Origin of the sequence: Streptomyces sioyaensis (assembly GCF_004122735.1) — a bacterium.
Classification (GTDB): Bacteria; Actinomycetota; Actinomycetes; order Streptomycetales; family Streptomycetaceae; genus Streptomyces; species Streptomyces sioyaensis.
In genome coordinates this window covers 62,148-78,538 of record NZ_SDIF01000013.1, presented here as the reverse complement: position 1 = coordinate 78,538, position 16,391 = coordinate 62,148, and the positions used below count along the sequence as shown (strand labels likewise).

Genomic DNA, 16,391 nt, shown 5'->3' with positions numbered 1-16,391 from the left:
CCTCGCGGCGACCCAGCACGGTCAACCCGCCCCGTCGGCAGGCCAGGAGGCGACGGCCTGCACGTACCCGATCCCTGGGCAGCCGTCACGTCGACCCTCGTTTACCTGCCGTATCCCCCATGTTTCGTCCGAGGTCATAGTCTGTTCGGAAGAATGGGCGCCTAAGCGGCCCGGGGTACTGCGCGTGCGCTCGCCTTTCCCGCCTTCCGACAGCCCGGGCAGCCGTCCGCCAGAAGTCGTCGGAAGTCACCGACAGCAGTACGGCGAGGACTTCGAACGGCTCCCCGGCTGCTTCCGCAGAACCAGGACACCCCCGCCATCCGACCCGCCGAAACCCTCAATCCCCGCTTGCCACAATGCCGTTGGCAGGCGAACTGGGAGGGCGAACCGGGACGCAGTTCCGGCGGTGCGGCGCACGACGGCGGTCATCGGAGGATGACTGCGGGAGAACCGCGGATTTCCTGCTATCCCACTCCCGCCGCCGCGTCCCGCTCGGCGTACTTCTTCAGCGTCAGCAGTTGTTTGCGCATCATGACCAAGTCCCCCCAGGCGAGGAGCCTTTGCTGGAGGCGCCGGATCAGCGGGCGTCGCGATGCGCTGTCGACCTTCACCAGGAGCCGGCAGGCGTCGCCGTGCGGAAGGACGACATAACTGACGGCCATCTGCCCATACCTTCGCGCCGGCGCCTCGGGAAGCACCCCGGTGATGTGCTGGTCCGCTGCGAAGTCCACGATGTCGAAGACCAGGAAGCGCTGCCCGACGGCCAAGGGGGCCGGCTCCGGCGTGAGGCGATCGGGGCTCTTCCGGCCGCGGAAGTCGATCCAGTCGTAGCTGTACGGCGCGATCGTCAGCTGGCGGACCCAGCGGAACACCGTGGCGCACGGCGCCGCCACCTCAACGGCCCGGGTCCATCCTTCGTAGGGGACCGTCAGAAGTCCGTCGCACGGATAGTGCGCCTCGCGCTCGGCGGCAGTCGCGCCCCAGACCCTCCCGGTGAAATCCATGTCAGGACAATACGCCATTCGTAGGGAGGAGTCGGCCGGGGTGGCCGCGCCGCGTTCCGGCCGTCAGGTTGACCAAGCGCCGGGCAAAATTTAGGCAAGAGCGTGATAAAGGCTGGGCAAGGACCGACATGACGGATGTTCTGCCGGGGTCCACGCCGTGGAGGTCATGCACTCTGAAGCTATCGGCGGCTGCCGGCAGCTACCGGCGGCAGCGTTGAACGGAAGCGGGGCCCCCTCCTCGCCGGGTCGATGGTGGGGCCGGTACGGGCGGGGCGGCGCTCAACGGGGGTGGTACCACGGCGAGTTCGAAACAGCTTGTTGATCGGCTGGGGCAGTAGGCTGACTGAATCCGTTCGGTCCGTCGATCCGTTCCGGTCATCCCGGGCTCGCGCGCTGACCGGCCTCCGGCCCTGCACGGAAGAAGGTGACGTACATGGACCGCCATAGGTGACGCACATGGACCGCCCTGTGGGCGCCGTTCGTTGCGGAAGAAAGCCGCCGGCCCATGGGTTGAGGTGGAAGGGGACGGCGCGCCGCCAGGAGGAGGAAGGCGGCGGGGGAGGGCGGCGCCGAGACACTGTACGCCGCCGACTCACCCAGGGGAAAGGGGAGTTGAGCGTGGAGCGCCCGGTCCTCGCCGTATCGCGGTGTCGGCGGGTGCGCGCCGGAATCGGGCAGCTGCCGTGCGAGCGCGCCGGCGAGCCCGTCGCTGTGCTCTTGGGTGAGCAGGGAGAGCCGACGTCCCAAGGGGGTCGCAGGCCTGACCGCTCTGCTCGCCGACCAACAACATGTTCTCGGGTCAGAGAAGTTCTCTGGAAGAACGGGGGTTGCGGTGCTGGAGAAAACGCACTTAGAGCAGTGGGGAACCCGGAGGAACGGGAGCGTCGCGGGGTGGGACCGGCAGGCCGGCCGGGGCGCGCCCGGGGAGCCGTCCGCACCCCCCGCGGTACGGGTGATGCTGGTGGCGGAGCAGTCGGTGACCCGCGCCGGGCTTCGTTCCATACTGGCTTCGGCGCCGGAGTTGCGCGTGGTCAGCAGCTTCGGCGATCCGGAGCAGGCCGCGGACGCCTTCCGCGAAGAAGCGCCGGATGTCATCCTCGTCGGCACGCGTGAGGGGCTGGCCTCGGACGCGGCCGCCGCACAGAAGCTGCTGTCGGTGCACGCCGCACCGGGCGCGAAGGCGATTCTGCTGCACCCCGCCGCCACGAGCGTGGAGGTCTCCCAGGTGCTCGCGGGCGGTGTGCACGGCTGTATCGATCCCGCGATGGACGAGGACCAGATCATCCGGGCCGTGACCACGGTCGCGCTCGGCGGCGCGGTGTTCCTGCCGGCGCCCACGGTCCAGCCGGTGGAAGTGACCCTGGCGATCGACGGGCCCTCCCCCACCGAGGCCCGGCTGACCGAGCGCGAACGCGCCGTCCTGGGCAAGCTCGCCCGCGGGCTGAGCAACTCGGAGATCGCCTCCGAACTGTTCCTGGCCGAGGCCACCGTGAAGAAGCATCTGACCCAGGCGATGCGGAAAATTGGCCAGCCCGACCGGCTGCGGGCCGGTCTGTACGCCTACCAACATGGCATCTTCGGATAGTTGAGCGGGGTATCCGACGGGCGACCATTGGAGTATTCCCGGGTGACCAACGACGAAGCGCAAGCCTCCGAAGGTGTGTTCTGCCGGACGCCGGCCAGCAGTTAATTTGGCTGCACTCTTTCGTACGGGCTTGCTCTCCATTACCCGATGGGTGGCGAGCCATGTCTCGCCCTACACAGCGGGGGTTTCGTTGAGTGACTTAAGCGTCAGCCATGTCGAATTCTTTGTCGGGGACGCCCGGCAAGCCGCCTTTTACTACCGCACTGCCTTCGGATTCGAGGCGATCGCCGAGGGCGGTCCGGAAACCGGTCTCACGGACCGCAGATCGATTCTGCTCGCCCAGGGGGACATCCGTCTCCTCATGACCTCCGACCTGACCTCAGACGGGACGGTCGCGCGGTACGTGGCCCGCCACGGGGACGGGGTGGCGAACATCGCGCTGCGGACCGGGGACGCCGAGGGCGCGTTCCGGCAGGCGGTCGGGCACGGTGCCGAGCCGGTGGCCGCGCCGTCCGTCGTCGAGCAGCCGGACGGCGCGGTCACCACGGCCGCCGTCAAGGCGTTCGGCGACGTCGTGCATTCCTTTGTGCAGTACGCACACGAGGGGCAGCTGCCCGGCCCCCATCTGCGTGCCCTGGAGACTTCCGGGAAGGTGGCGGGCGGCGAACAGCTGCATGCTCTCGACCATTTCGCCGTCTGCCTTCCGGCCGGTGAACTCGCCCGCACCATTTCCTTCTACCAGCACGGACTGGGATTCAGCGAGGCATTCGAGGAGTTCATCGAGGTCGGCGACCAGGCAATGGAATCCAAGGTGGTGCGCAGCGCGTCCGGCGCGATCACCTTCACCTTTCTCGAACCCGATGTGCGGCGTAAGCCCGGCCAGATCGACGCATTCCTCGATGCCCACGGCGGAGCCGGCGTCCAGCATCTGGCTTTCGGCACCTCGGACATTGCCACCGCGGTGAAGAAACTCTCGTCCTACGGCGTCGAGTTCCTGCACACCCCTGCCACGTATTACGACGCGGTGGAGGGCCGGGTGGGTTCCCTCGGTGGCGATCTGGACGTCCTGAAGGAGCTGTCCGTGCTCGCCGACCGGGACGACTGGGGACTGCTGTACCAGATCTTCACCCGCTCCCCGCACGCCCGGGGGACGTTCTTCCTCGAACTCATCGAGCGGCGCGGGGCGCAGACCTTCGGCAGCGGCAACATCAAGGGCCTGTACGAGGCGGTCGAGCGGGCGCAGGCCGGTGCCGGCGCCGGTGCCCGGTGACCGGCGGCACGATGGACCGGCCGCTGACGGTCGACGAGTACGCCCCGCTCGCTCAGGCGCAATTACCCGCGGCGACCTGGCACTACGTCGAAGGCGGCGCCGGCACGGAGAGCACCGTGGCGGCCAACCGCGCCGCGTTCGACCGGGTCCGGATCCGGCCCCGGGTGCTGGTCGATGTCGCCCGGTGCGAGCTGTCGACCACGGTCCTGGGCGACCCGGTCGGGGTACCGCTCGGCGTGGCCCCCATGGCGTATCACGAACTCGCCTGTGACGAGGGTGAGTTGGCGACAGTGCGGGCCGCCGGGAGCCTGGCGGCGCCCACCGTGGTCAGCATCTTCGCCAGCCGGACCTTCGAGGACATCGCCGCGGCGGCCGCCGGCCCGCTGTGGCTGCAGCTCTACTGGCTGCACCGGCGCGATGTCCTGCAGAAGGTGGTACGACGTGCGGAGGCCGCCGGGTTCCGCGCCCTGGTGCTCACCGTGGACACCCCCCGGCTCGGCCGGCGGCTGCGCGAGGCGCGGCACGGCTTCCACCTGCCCCCGCACATCGCGGCACGCAATCTGGACGGTGCGGTCACCGGATTCCTGCACGACCGGCACGACGGCAGCTCGGCCCTGTCCCGGCATGCCGACGCCTTCATCGACCCGTCGCTGAACTGGTCGGACCTCGACTGGCTGCGGTCGCAGACCCGGCTGCCGCTGGTCCTCAAGGGCGTGCTCACCGCCGAGGACGCGGCGCACGCCGCCGAACTCGGGGTCGACGGGCTGGTGGTGTCCAACCACGGCGGGCGCCAACTCGACGGCGCCACGGCCACCTTGGACGCGCTGCCGGAGGTGGTGCGGGCGGTCGCCGGCCGCTGTCCGGTGTTCCTCGACGGCGGTGTCCGGCACGGGACCGACCTACTCAAGGCGCTGGCCCTGGGCGCCCAGGCGGTCTTCGTCGGCCGTCCGGTGCTGTGGGGCCTGGCCGCCGACGGAGAGGCGGGTGCCCGCCAGGTGCTCAGCACGCTGCGGGACGAACTGGAGGACGCCATGGCGCTGTCCGGCTGTCCGTCCCCCAAGGACCTCGACCCGACGCTGCTGGCCCGCGGGCCGGCCACGGCAGCGCAGCACGGATTCCACGGCCCCGCGGAAGGATGAACGATGACCACTGACGCATTCCGGCTCAGCCCCGACGACCGCAAGCTGCTGCCCTCCGACGAGGAGGTGGCCTTCTACCAGGAGCACGGCTGGTATCTGTCGCGCAAGCTGCTCACCGACGACGAGGTCGACACCCTGGTGGAGGCGAGCGAGCGGTTCTACGGCGGTCACCGCGACCGGACCCTTCCGGTCCGCCCGCCGCGCCTGGCGTACTGGGAACCGTCCCGGGGTGATGTGCACCGGCACAACGACTACATCTTCTACGAGGACGACACCGTCCGCCGCATCCTGTCCAAGCCGGTCATTGCCGCGGTCGCCGCGCGGATCGCCCGGACCAGCCAGATACGGCTGTGGAACAGCACCCTCATCTACAAGCCCCCGCGCCCCGAGGACGAGGGCACCATCGTGCCCTGGCACTTCGACCGGCACTACTGGCAGACCTGCACCTCCGACGAGATGCTGACCGCGTTCATCCCCTTCCACGACTGTGACGAGGAGATGGGCACCATCACGATGGTCGACGGCAGCCACCGCTGGAAGGAGGTCGGCGGGAACGACGCGACCACGCGGCACTTCGCCGAGCGGGACCGGTCGGAGCTGGACGAGATGCTGGAGGAGAACGCCGACTTCAACAACGAGACGGTCCGCAAGATCCCCGTCGTCATTCCGAAGGGGCACATCAGCTTCCACCACTGCCGTACGTACCACGGCAGCGGGGTCAACCGCAGCGACCGTCCCCGGCGGGCGATCTCCTTCCACCTGCAGGACCGGACGAACCAGTACCGGCCGTTCGAGATCTCCACGGGCGAGCGGGTCGTCTACAACAACGACGTCCTGGTCCGGCAGACGCCCGACGGCCACCCCGACTACACGGACCCGGAGTTCTGCCCGGTGCTCTGGCAGGAGCAGGCGTAATGCGGGGGCCCGGACCGGACACCGGGCTGCGGGCGGCCGATCTCCACTCGTCGCTCTCGGACCCGCTGCTCGACGTGATGAACTTCCTCAACGAGGTGACGCTGCGGTACCCCGACGCGGTCTCGTTCGGTCCGGGCCGTCCCTATGACGGGTTCTTCGAGGTGGACCGGATCAGCACCTACCTCGACACCTATACGCGGTACCTGGAACAGGACCTCGGGCGCACTCCCGAGGAGGTCCGCACCGCGCTCTTCCAGTACGGACGGACCAACGGCCAGATCCACGAGCTGGTCGCCCGGACGATCGCCCAGGACGAGGACATCCACACCGATCCGTCGGGCATCGTGATCACCGTGGGCTGCCAGGAGGCGATGGTCCTGGTGCTCAGGGCGCTCCTCGCCGACCCGGACGACGTGCTGCTGGTCACCGACCCCGGATATGTGGGGATCACCGGCGCGGCGCGGCTGCTGGGGGCCGAGACGGTGCCCGTGCCCGAGGACGGGGCCGGGCTGGACCTCGACGCGCTGCGGAGCACGCTCGCCGCGGTGCGCGCCAGGGGGAAGCGGCCGCGCGCCCTCTATGTGATCCCGGACTTCTCGAACCCGTCCGGGACGTCGATGCCCACCCCCAAGCGACACGAGCTGCTCGACCTCGCCGCCGAAGAGGATCTGCTGCTGCTGGAGGACAACCCCTACGGGTTCTTCAGCCGCACCGGGGAGCGCCGGCCCACCCTGAAATCGCTCGACTCCCGGCACCGGGTGATCTACTTCGGTTCCTTCGCCAAGACGTGCTTCCCGGGTGCGCGGGTCGGCTATGTCCTCGCCGACCAGCCGGTCACCGGTGACGACGGGCGGCGCACCCTCCTCGCGGACGAGCTGTCGAAAATCAAGAGCATGGTCACGGTCAACACCCCGGCGCTCGCCCAGGCCGTCATCGGCGGCATGCTCGTCGCCCATGACTGCCGGCTGCGGGACGCCAACAAGGACCTCATTGACTTCTACCGCGGGAACATGGAGGCGCTGCTGGGCGCGCTCGCACGGCATCTGCCCCAGGACCGGTGGCAGGTGCGCTGGAACGTGCCGGACGGCGGGTTCTTCCTCGTACTGACCCTTCCCTTCGCCGCCGACAACGCGCTCCTGGAGGAGTCGGCGCGCGACTACGGGGTGATCTGGACCCCTATGAGCTCCTTCTATCTGGGTGCCGGGGGCGAGCATCAGATCCGGCTGTCGGCCAGCTATTTGACGCCAGATCAGATCGAGGAAGGGGTGCGCCGGCTCGCCTCGCACCTCACCCGCCGGATGGGCCAGGGGTAGCCCGTGGCACTGCCAGAGCTGCGCACCGCCGCGGTCGTCGGCACCGGCCTCATCGGCACCTCCGTCGCCCTCGCCCTCACCGCGCGGGGCGTGACCACCTACCTCATCGACCGGGACGGCGCCGCGGCCCGCACCGCCGCCGCACTGGGGGCCGGTACGGCCGGCGCTCCCCCGGCGCCGGTGGACCTCGCGGTGCTCGCGGTGCCGCCGGGGAAGGTGGCGGAGGTGCTGGAGGAGCACCAGAAGGACGGTCTGGCGCGTGCGTACACCGATGTGGCCAGTGTGAAGGGCCGTCCCCAGGCCGAGTTGGCGGCCCGCGGGTGCGATCTGACCTCCTTCGTCGGCGGCCATCCCATGGCGGGACGGGAGCGCTCGGGTCCGCGGGCGGGCCGGGCGGACCTCTTCGACGGGCGGCCCTGGGTGCTCACGCCGCACCCGGCGACCCGGTCCGCGGTGCTGCGCCGTGGACTGGAGCTGGTCAGGCTGTGCGGCGCGGTGCCCGTCGTGCTGGCCCCGGACGCACATGACCGCGCCGTCGCGTTGGTCTCCCATGTGCCGCATCTCCTCGCCACGCTGATGGCGGCCCGGCTGTGCGACGGCGAGGACTTCGCGGTACGGCTCGCCGGCCAGGGGCTGCGCGATGTCACCCGGATCGCCGCGGGCGACGCCGGTCTGTGGACGGACATCCTCGTGACCAATGCGGAGGCCGTGGCGGAGGTCCTGGGCGAGCTCGCCGAGGACCTCGATGCGGTGCTGCGGGCGCTGCGGACGCTGGCCGCGACTCCCGCAGGTCCGGCGCGGTCCGGCCCGGCGGCGGAACTGACCGGTCTGCTCCGCCGCGGCAACACGGGCCATGCCAGGATCCCCGGTAAACACGGCGGAACTGCCCTACCATACTCATCAGTTCGGGTCGTCCTGCGGGACCGGGCGAATGAGCTGGCCCGGCTGCTGGCCGACGCTTCGCTGACGGGGGCGAACATCGAGGACATCCGCCTGGAGCACGCGACCAACAAGGACGCGGGCCTGGCGGAGCTCCTCGTGGCAGGCGAGTCGGCCGGCCGGCTCGCGGCCGATCTCACGCGCCGCGAGTGGACCGTCCACGTCTAGTGGCCGTGGCCGGTGAGTGGCCGTGGCCGGTGAGTGGCCGGTGCGCGGCATCCGAACGACAGCGGGCCGAAAGGGCCTTGGCGAGCGAATCCAGGAGTGCGACTGTGCGGGCAGCGGTGATGTTCGGGGCAGGGGACGTCCAGGTGAGGGAGGTGCCCGACGCCCGGCTCGACCGGCCGACCGACGCGTTGTTGCGGGTCACCCATGCCGCGATCTGCGGAAGCGACCTCTGGCGCTACCAGAAGCTCGCGCCGACGCCGGACGGCATCAGGCTCGGGCACGAATTCCTCGGAGTGGTCGAGGAGACCGGCGCGGAGGTCACCTCCGTACGCCCCGGCGACCTGGTGCTCGCCCCCTTCAAGTGGTCCGACGGCAGCTGCGAGTTCTGCCGTGCCGGGCTGCACAGCTCGTGTCTGCACGGCGGGTTCTGGGGCGGGGCACTGGACGGCGGTCAGGGCGAGCGGGTGCGGGTGCCGCAGGCGGACGGCACGCTCGTCCCGCTGCCGATGGAGCCGGACGACCCGCGGGTACCGGCGGTCCTGGCGCTGGCCGATGTGCTGTGCACGGGGCATCACGCCGCTCTCTCCGCGCGGGTGGGTCCGGACAGCACCGTCGCCGTGATCGGTGACGGCGCGGTCGGGCTGTGTGCGGTCCTGGCCGCCGCCCGGCTGGGCGCGTCGCGCATCGTCGTGCTGGGGCGGCACCCCCGGCGTACCGACCTGGCCCGCCGGTTCGGGGCCGTCGAGGTGGTGCCGGAGCGCGGCCCGGCGGCCGTCGAGCGGGTCAAGGAGCTCACCGGCGGCCATGGCGCGGACGCGGTGCTGGAGTGCGTCGGAACGGGCGCGGCGCTGCGGGACGCCCTCGACATGACGCGTCCCGGTGGTGCCGTCGGCTATGTGGGCGTGCCGCAGGACGGCGAGGGCGTCGACGTACGGCGGTTCTACCGCCGCAACATCACCCTCTCCGGCGGGGTCACCCCGGCCCGGGCCTATATCCCCGAGCTGTTGCCCGATGTGCTGTCCGGGCGGCTCGATGCCGCCGCGATCTTCGACCGCACCGTCGGGCTGGACGGTGTTCCGGACGGCTACAAGGCCATGGCCGCACGCGAGGCCCTGAAGGTGCTCATCCGTCCCTGAGTGCCCATCCGCTCGTGAGCCCCGCTTCCCGGTACGGCCGCCGGGAAGCGGGGCTCACGAACGTGTGGGCCGCGTACGCCTCAGGTGACGCGGCGTACGATCGGCCATCGCCGCGTACGCCTCACGACGCGAGCTCTCCCTCGAACACGGTCACCGCCCGGCCCAGCAGCGTGACCCGGTCGTCGCCCAGCTCGACGCCCACCCGCCCGCCGCGCGCGGACAGTTGCACACCGGTCAGCGCGGTACGCCCCAGCCGTCCGGACCAGTGCGGTGCGAGGACGCAGTGGGCGGCGCCGGTGACCGGGTCCTCGGGGATGCCGGCGGCGGGGGCGAAGACCCGGGAGACGAAGTCGTGGTCGTCGCCGTCCGGGGCACCGGCGGTCACGATCACCGCTCGGCCGCTGAACCCGGCCAGCGCGGCGATGTCCGGGGCCAGTTCCCGCACCGCGTCCGCCGTCGGCAGCTCCACGAGCAGATCGTGCCGGGCCCGGCCCGTCCACACCGGCCCGGCCCCGAGGGCCTCGGCGAGCCGGGACGGCACGGCGACGGCGGTCGGCGGATCCGCGGGGAAGTCCAGGGTGAGGGCGCCCTGGTGGTGCCGGCGGGCGGTCAGCACTCCGCTCAGGGTCTCGAAGTGCAGATCCTTGTCAGGGGCAGTGGGCCGGGTCCCGTAGAGGATGTGGGCGGTGGCCAGCGTGGCGTGGCCGCACAGGTCGACCTCCACGGTCGGGGTGAACCACCGCAGTCCGTAGGTGTTTTCCCCTGCGGGGTGGACAAAGGCCGTCTCCGAGAGGTTGAGTTCGGCGGCGACCCGTTGCATCCAGGCGGCGTCGGCCGGCTCGTCCAGCAGACAGACGCCGGCGGGATTCCCGGCGAACGGCCGGTCGGTGAAGGCATCGACGATGAAGGCACGCATACCTCCGACGCTACTGTCGGCGGGCCGCCTTGAGGGAAACGGGTACCGGATGGCGCTCTTCGGACCACATCCCGGAGCCCAACGGGGCAGGGGCAACGGTCCGAGAGGAGGGTGTCCGCCGCCCTCGCGATCATTAGGATTCATCACCGATCGTTGTACGGGACAGCAACCGGCCCCGCCTCGTCCAGGCGGTGGGCCCAGGACGCACCGGCGTCCGGAAGGGCAGGCATGGACAGCACTGAGGCCAAGGTCCCGCCATTGCTCCTCGCGGTGCTCATCTCGCTGAGTGTGGGCGGCCTGATGTCCTCGGACATCAACCTTCCGGGGCTGGCGCAGACCGCCCACGCCCTGGGCACGTCCGTCTCGGCGGTGCAGGCGACGTTCAGCCCCTACCTCGTGGGACTGCTCGTGGCCCAACTGCTGTACGGGCCCTGGTCCGACGCGCTCGGCCGGCGGCGCCTGGTCATCGGCGGCTTCTCCCTCTATGCGGTGGCCTCGCTGGCCTGCGCGCTGTCGCCGAACATCGCCGTCTTCGCCGCGGCGCGGCTGCTCCAGGCGCTCGGCGCGGGCGCGGGACTCGTCCTGGCCCGTGCCATCGTCGGCGATCTGTACGGCCAGCAGACCGCGGCCCGCGTCTTCACCACGATCATGCCGGTGGTCGGCGCCTCACCGGCCATTTCCCCGCTGATGGGTGGCTATCTGACCACCCTTCTGTCGTGGCGCTCCCCCTTCTTCCTGACGGCGCTGATCGCGCTGGCCACCGTGGTCGCCGTCGTCCTCAGGGTGCCGGAGTCGCTGCCGCCGGAGCGCCGGGCGCGGCGGCTGCGGACGACGGTGGGGAACTACCGGCATCTGCTGGCGAGCGCCAAGTTCTGGGGCTTCGGCCTGAACCTGGGCATGGGGTACGCGGTCTACACCGGCTACCTCGTCGCCTCCCCGGTGATCTTCCAACGCCTGGGCATGAGTACCGAGATCAACGGCTACTGCTACATCAGCATCGCCGCCGCCTACATCGCGGGCAATCTGCTGTCACGTCGGCTGGTCGCGCGGCACTCGATCGAGCGGCTGCTCGTCCGGGGCCATGTGATCTTCTCGGGCGGTGCGTTGGTGCTGCTGGCGCTGGGGCTGACCGATCCGCAGACGCCGTGGCCGCTGCTGGTCCTGATGACGGCGGTGACCATCGGCAACGGCTTCCTGTTCCCGATGTCCGTGGCGGGCGGGGTGACCTCGTTCACCACCATGGCGGGCGCGGCCTCCGGTCTGCTGGGGGCGGTGCAGATGGCCGGCGGAAGCTTCTCGTCACTCGTCGTGAGCCGGATTCCGCCGGATGTCCGGTCCTTCTCGATTCTGGTGGCGGTCTTCGCCTTCACGGGCCTGATCGCCTTCCACTCCCTGCGGGCCTTCGCCGCCCGCCCCACCACCGGGTCCGGCGCGGTCCAGGAGGCACCTGCCGCGCCCGTGACCTCCACAATCCCGAACGAAGACTGAGGAGAAACACCGATGGGTCAGGTCTCTCGCCGGCTGGAAGAACTCGGGCTGACGTTGCCTCCGCTGCTGCCGAAGCTGGCGAATTACGTGCCGGCGAAGACGGTCGGCGAGCTGGTCTTCGTCTCCGGCCACGGTCCGCTCAACCCCGACGGATCGGTGAAGTACCGGGGCCGGCTGGGCGCGGACTTCACGGTGGACGACGGCAAGGAAGCCGCCCGTCTCGTCACGATGAACATCCTCTCCGCCCTCCAGGCCGAGCTCGGTGACCTCGACCGCATCCAGGAGTTCGTCAAGCTTCTGGTCATGGTGCAGTCGGCGCCCGATTTCCAGGAGCAGCATGTGGTCGCGGAAGGCGCCTCGGATCTGCTCACCGAGGTCTTCGGGCCCGAGTGCGGCTCTCATGCCCGTTCGGCCGTCGGCATGATGAGCCTGCCGTTCGGCATCGCGGTCGAGATCGAGGCCGTGGTACGCATCGCCCCCTGACCGGCCCTGCGACGCCCCGGCCGGGTTCGTGGTCCGATACGGGCCGCACGACCCGCCGGGACGCGCCGGCACCTGAGCCGCCCGGCCGGGCCTGCCCGCCGTTCGGGTGAGCGGTGCGGGCGGAGCGGTCGGAGCCGGTCGTTGCGGATCCCCGACCGCTGCCCTGCCGTGGCCCGCCCCGGGAGCGGCGAAGCGGCACGGCGGCGCTCCGGGCCTGCGGTGGAGCGGCGATGTCCTGGCGGGCGCAGACGCCGAGCCTCTCCTAGATTGGACGGGTGGGGGCCGTGAGCGGGCGGAGATGGGGCAGGAGCGCGTGCGGAGACCGGAGCTCGACCATGCGGCGCTGTTCGCCGCGACCCCCAGCGCGTGCCTGGTCCTCGATCCGGATCTGGTGATCGTGGACGTCAATGCGGCGTACCTCCAGGCGACGAACCGGACCCGGGACGATCTGGTGGGGCAGTTCGTCTTCGACGCCTTTCCGGACAACCCCGCGGACCCCGATGCCGAGGGGGTGCAGAACCTGTATCCCTCGCTGCGCCGCGTACTGGCCACCGGGGAGCAGGACACGATGGCGGTCCAGCGGTACGACATCCCCCTTGCCGACCGGCCCGGGGACTTCGAGGAGCGCTGGTGGTCCACGATCAACACCCCGGTCCCCGGACCGGACGGCAGGGTGGCGTGGATCATCCACCGCGTGGAAGACGTGACCGCGTTCGTCCTCTCCCGCCGTTCGCGCCGGCTGCCCGGCGGGCGGCTGAGCGAGCGCGAGGAGGCGATGGAGGCCGAGCTGTACGTCCGGGCACGGGCGCTGCAACACCTCAACGAGGAGCTGCGACGGGCCCACGCCCGCGAACGCCAGGTGGCGCTCACCCTCCAGGAGGCGATGCTCCACTCCCCGGACCTCGCCCGGCACCACGATGTCGCCGTGCGCTACCTCCCCGCCATCGGGTCCCTGAACATCTGCGGTGACTGGTACGACATCGTCGACCTCCCCGGCGACGGATTCGCCGTCGCGGTCGGCGATGTCGTCGGTCACGGGCTGGAGGCCGCCGCCGTCATGGGCATGCTCCGCAGCGCCCTCAGCGCCGCCGCCCGGTCGGTCAACGGCCCCGCCCAGGCCCTGAAAGTGCTGGGGCTGTACGCCCGGTCCGTCGAGAAGGCCCTGGCCACCACCGTCGTCCAGGCGCTGATCGACATCGCCGGCCACCATCTCACCTACAGCAGCGCCGGTCACCCCCCGCCCGTCCTGCTGCACCCCGACGGCAGCCACGAACTCCTGGACCAGGCCACCGACCCGCCGCTGGGCGCCCACCGCGAACAGGTGCCCCGCCTCCAGGCCCATGTGCCGTACGCACCCGGGGACACCCTCGTCCTCTACACCGACGGGCTGATCGAACGCCGCGACGAGGACATCGACGTCAGCCTGGCCCGCCTGACCGACGCCCTCGCCCCGGTCAGCAGGTTCAGCCCGGAACGCCTCGCCGACGCGCTGCTGGCCCGCCTCGGCGTCAGCGCGGGCGCCCCCGACGACATCGCTCTGGTCATCGTCCGGCTGTAGTTCCGCTCTCCGGCGAACGCCGGGTGCTGGTGAACTACACGTATATTCACGGCAGTTGACGCCACGCCAGGTGACCACCGCCTGAGGCGCCGGAAGTTATCGCCCCTGTTCCACCAGCTGCTTCAGCTGCTGGAGGTCGGTCCGCAGGCCCCGTTCGATCGCGGCCGCCTGGGCGAACCCCTGTGGTCCGCCGAACGCCTCCTTGACCGTGCCCGGGTCGTACTCGAACCGGGCCTGGAGCCGCGTGTGCTCCTGGTCGATGGGCAGCAGCGAGAAGGTGCCCGCCAGATCGGGTCCGCTGGTGGTGTGCCACATCATGACCTTTTCCGTGCGGTGGTCGGTGATCTGGACATCGCACTCCGTCGCCCGGCCCCCCGCGTCGAGGTCCAGATGCGTCCGGTCCGTCCCCTGCGACCGGGCTTCGCGCACACCGTCGACGCACTGCGGATAGGTCTCCGCGCGGTGGAGGCAGTCCCAGGCCGTTTCGAGGGGAACGCTGATGTCGATGTGTTCTTCGAGAGTGCTCATCGCGCACCTCTCAGCTCGGTTCACGGCTACCACTCCAGGGTGCTCCGGGCGGGAGCCGGAAGCGACCCGGCGCAGGCCCTACTCCGACGTCTTCTGCCGCGACAGCGGGATGTCGTCCCGTTCGGCGGTGAGCCGGTCGATCACCTCGACCACCCCGTCCACGCTTTCGCACATCCGCACGGCGATGGGGACCAGGCTGGTGCGCTCCAGGGTGCCGGTGAGGGTCACCGTGCCGTTGGCGACATCGACCGTGACCGTGGACGGCGGCACACCGAGCGTGCGCGTGAGCACCTCCTCCAGCACCTCCTCCTGGATGGCGCGGTCGCGGCGCAGGAACAGCCGCACGAGGTCGCTGCGGCTGATCACGCCGATCAGCCGGCCGGCGTCATCGATCACGGGCAGCCGCTTGACCTTCTTCTGCTCCATCAGCTTGGCCGCCTCCACGACGCTCCAGCCGGGCCGTGCCACCACGGCGGGGCTCGTCATGATCGCTTCGGCGGTGGTCGACCCGAGCTTCGCGATCTGCCGGCGCAGCAGATCGGCTTCGGATACCACCCCCACCACCTGCTCGTCCTCGTCGAGGACGGGGACAGCGGTGATCTCGTACTCGTCGAGCAGACGGGCGATCTCCTTGAAGGTCGTGCCCCGTTGGACGACGACGGCATGGGGAGTCATCAGGTCTGCCACACAGCGGTGCCTCATCTTCGGCCAGTCCCTCCGGGTCTGCCCGGGCCGCCTCCGGTGGCGCCACGAGCGGGTCATCCGGTACTGACAAGCCTGCCTCGCGAGGGGCGGGCCTGCCGTGCACCGGTGCAACATGAATGGGTGATCAGGGGCCGGGGAGGGGGAACCGTCCCGGGCCCGGGGTGATCGCGGGGCCGTTGTCAGCCGACCCCGGCGGCCGGGCAACGGCACTGTGTGCAGCGCGCGAGGCACGGACCGTGAGGGCGGAACCCCGTTCCGTCCCGCGTGCGGCCCTCCGGTGTCGGGAGCCGGGGGCCGGCGGTCCGGTGCCGTGCTCGCCGCGCTCAGTCATGGGGGACCACGGCGACCGGGCAGGCCACGTGGTGGATGGCGGCGTGCGCCACCGGTCCGACGCGGGGTGCGAGGAGCGGGCGGTGCAGCCGGCGGCCGACGGCCAGGAGTGCGGCCCCGAAGACCGTTTGGACCAGGGCCCGGGTCGGGCTCTCCGGGAGGACGGTCTGCTGGACCAGCACCTCGGGAAACCGCTCACACCACGGGCGGATGGCGTCCCGCAGCTCGATGTCCGCCTCTTTGGTGAGTTCCTTCTCGGCGTCGGGGTCGATGCCCCAGGGGGTGTAGGCATGCACGGGCAGCGGGCGCCCGTGTACGGCCTGCAGCGGAAGGCCACGGCTCGCCGCGGCGTCGAAGGCGAAGGCGAGCAGCCGCTCGCAGGGCCCGCGGAGGCCGAGGCCGACGACCACCCGTGCGTCGGGAGCCGGCGTGGTGCCGTCCGCGCGTGCATGACCTGGCGGTTTCGCCCGGTCACCGGCCCGGACGAGGATGACCGGCCCCTTCGCCCGGCCCACCACGTCCAGACTGACGTCCCCGAGCACATAGCTCTCCCAGACCCCGAGGGCCCGCGAACCGAGCACGAGCATCTGCGACTCGGCGGCCGCCTGCAGCAGCGCCGCCTCGGCCTCGGACCCCACCAGATCCTCGATGATCTGCAGCCCCGGGTGGCGGGCACGTACCTCGTCCCGGGCCCGGCGCACGATCTGCCGGGCGCCGGCGTTCTGGTCGCGGTCCGCGGGGGTGTCCGGCGCCTCGGCGGCCAGCAGTATCCAGGCATGGAGCAGCCGCAGGACCGACTGCCGCCGGTCCGCCTCGTCAGCCGCCCAGTGCGCCGCCGCCAGGCTCTCCGGCGAGCCGTCGAGCCCGACGGTGATGATTTCCGGCTCCATGGCTGTCCTTCTTTCGCGCTCCGA

15 protein-coding genes are annotated in these 16,391 nt (G+C 70.8%); 10 read left to right on the top strand and 5 right to left on the bottom strand.

What is annotated here, in order from left to right; all coding sequences use genetic code 11:
• Positions 1-464 precede the first annotated feature (464 nt).
• Entirely contained in the window at positions 465-1,004 is a 540-nt protein-coding gene (locus EST54_RS07305; RefSeq protein WP_129246240.1) for a hypothetical protein, read from the bottom strand.
• A 1,027-nt stretch (positions 1,005-2,031) separates the two neighbouring features.
• Here EST54_RS07305 and EST54_RS07300 point away from each other — a divergent pair.
• The 7 genes from EST54_RS07300 (at position 2,032) to EST54_RS07270 (ending at position 9,469) form a co-directional block, all read left to right on the top strand.
• Positions 2,032-2,589 (top strand): helix-turn-helix transcriptional regulator, encoded by a 558-nt coding sequence (locus EST54_RS07300; protein ID WP_161989256.1) that lies wholly within the window; start codon positions 2,032-2,034, stop codon positions 2,587-2,589.
• Positions 2,590-2,779: 190 nt separating this feature from the next.
• A complete protein-coding gene (gene hppD / locus EST54_RS07295) occupies positions 2,780-3,859 on the top strand; it encodes a 4-hydroxyphenylpyruvate dioxygenase (protein WP_129246236.1) in 1,080 nt (359 codons plus the stop codon).
• Positions 3,856-4,998: an alpha-hydroxy acid oxidase gene (locus EST54_RS07290; RefSeq protein WP_129246234.1), complete on the top strand. Its 1,143-nt coding sequence runs from the start codon at positions 3,856-3,858 to the stop codon at positions 4,996-4,998. Before hppD ends, EST54_RS07290 begins: the two co-directional genes overlap by 4 nt.
• A 3-nt stretch (positions 4,999-5,001) precedes the next feature.
• A complete protein-coding gene (locus EST54_RS07285; protein WP_129246232.1) occupies positions 5,002-5,913 on the top strand; it encodes a phytanoyl-CoA dioxygenase family protein in 912 nt (303 codons plus the stop codon).
• Complete coding sequence (locus tag EST54_RS07280; protein WP_129246230.1) at positions 5,913-7,226, top strand: aminotransferase-like domain-containing protein; 1,314 nt, start codon at positions 5,913-5,915, stop codon at positions 7,224-7,226. Before EST54_RS07285 ends, EST54_RS07280 begins: the two co-directional genes overlap by 1 nt.
• Before the next feature lie 18 nt (positions 7,227-7,244).
• Positions 7,245-8,333 (top strand): prephenate dehydrogenase, encoded by a 1,089-nt coding sequence (locus EST54_RS07275; protein WP_161989259.1) that lies wholly within the window; start codon positions 7,245-7,247, stop codon positions 8,331-8,333.
• Positions 8,334-8,437: 104 nt separating this feature from the next.
• Entirely contained in the window at positions 8,438-9,469 is a 1,032-nt protein-coding gene (locus EST54_RS07270) for a zinc-binding dehydrogenase (RefSeq protein ID WP_161989255.1), read from the top strand.
• A gap of 121 nt (positions 9,470-9,590) precedes the next feature.
• Here the strand turns inward: EST54_RS07270 and EST54_RS07265 are convergent, their stop codons facing one another.
• Positions 9,591-10,385: a PhzF family phenazine biosynthesis protein gene (locus EST54_RS07265; protein WP_129246226.1), complete on the bottom strand. Its 795-nt coding sequence runs from the start codon at positions 10,383-10,385 to the stop codon at positions 9,591-9,593.
• A 228-nt stretch (positions 10,386-10,613) separates the two neighbouring features.
• On the opposite strand from EST54_RS07265, the gene EST54_RS07260 reads away from it, so the two are divergent.
• The 3 genes from EST54_RS07260 to EST54_RS07250 all read left to right on the top strand — a co-directional run bounded on the left by EST54_RS07260 (position 10,614) and on the right by EST54_RS07250 (position 13,914).
• The gene (locus EST54_RS07260) at positions 10,614-11,873 is read left to right on the top strand and encodes a multidrug effflux MFS transporter (protein WP_129246224.1); all 1,260 of its coding nucleotides are present in this window, start codon (positions 10,614-10,616) and stop codon (positions 11,871-11,873) included.
• A 12-nt stretch (positions 11,874-11,885) separates the two neighbouring features.
• A complete protein-coding gene (locus EST54_RS07255; protein WP_129246222.1) occupies positions 11,886-12,356 on the top strand; it encodes a RidA family protein in 471 nt (156 codons plus the stop codon).
• Between the two features lie 298 nt (positions 12,357-12,654).
• Complete coding sequence (locus EST54_RS07250) at positions 12,655-13,914, top strand: PP2C family protein-serine/threonine phosphatase (protein ID WP_129246220.1); 1,260 nt, start codon at positions 12,655-12,657, stop codon at positions 13,912-13,914.
• 96 nt (positions 13,915-14,010) lie between these two features.
• On the opposite strand, the gene EST54_RS07245 is transcribed toward EST54_RS07250, so the two are convergent.
• From EST54_RS07245 to EST54_RS07235, 3 genes are all read right to left on the bottom strand, one after another.
• Positions 14,011-14,442, bottom strand: coding sequence for an SRPBCC family protein (locus tag EST54_RS07245; protein WP_129246218.1), 432 nt, complete (start codon positions 14,440-14,442; stop codon positions 14,011-14,013).
• 78 nt (positions 14,443-14,520) lie between these two features.
• Complete coding sequence (locus EST54_RS07240) at positions 14,521-15,144, bottom strand: CBS domain-containing protein (RefSeq protein ID WP_129246216.1); 624 nt, start codon at positions 15,142-15,144, stop codon at positions 14,521-14,523.
• A gap of 326 nt (positions 15,145-15,470) precedes the next feature.
• The gene (locus tag EST54_RS07235) at positions 15,471-16,367 is read right to left on the bottom strand and encodes a universal stress protein (protein WP_129246214.1); all 897 of its coding nucleotides are present in this window, start codon (positions 16,365-16,367) and stop codon (positions 15,471-15,473) included.
• Between the last annotated feature and the right edge of the window lie 24 nt (positions 16,368-16,391).

Excerpts from the sequence above, each read along its gene's own strand:
- EST54_RS07305 (WP_129246240.1), bottom strand. The coding sequence starts at position 1,004 with ATGGATTTCACCGGGAGGGTCTGGGGCGCGACTGCCGCCGAGCGCGAG.
- EST54_RS07285 (WP_129246232.1), top strand. The coding sequence starts at position 5,002 with ATGACCACTGACGCATTCCGGCTCAGCCCCGACGACCGCAAGCTGCTG.
- EST54_RS07280 (WP_129246230.1), top strand. The coding sequence starts at position 5,913 with ATGCGGGGGCCCGGACCGGACACCGGGCTGCGGGCGGCCGATCTCCAC.
- EST54_RS07265 (WP_129246226.1), bottom strand. The coding sequence starts at position 10,385 with ATGCGTGCCTTCATCGTCGATGCCTTCACCGACCGGCCGTTCGCCGGG.
- EST54_RS07260 (WP_129246224.1), top strand. The coding sequence starts at position 10,614 with ATGGACAGCACTGAGGCCAAGGTCCCGCCATTGCTCCTCGCGGTGCTC.
- EST54_RS07255 (WP_129246222.1), top strand. The coding sequence starts at position 11,886 with ATGGGTCAGGTCTCTCGCCGGCTGGAAGAACTCGGGCTGACGTTGCCT.
- EST54_RS07250 (WP_129246220.1), top strand. The coding sequence starts at position 12,655 with ATGGGGCAGGAGCGCGTGCGGAGACCGGAGCTCGACCATGCGGCGCTG.
- EST54_RS07245 (WP_129246218.1), bottom strand. The coding sequence starts at position 14,442 with ATGAGCACTCTCGAAGAACACATCGACATCAGCGTTCCCCTCGAAACG.
- EST54_RS07240 (WP_129246216.1), bottom strand. The coding sequence starts at position 15,144 with ATGAGGCACCGCTGTGTGGCAGACCTGATGACTCCCCATGCCGTCGTC.
- EST54_RS07235 (WP_129246214.1), bottom strand. The coding sequence starts at position 16,367 with ATGGAGCCGGAAATCATCACCGTCGGGCTCGACGGCTCGCCGGAGAGC.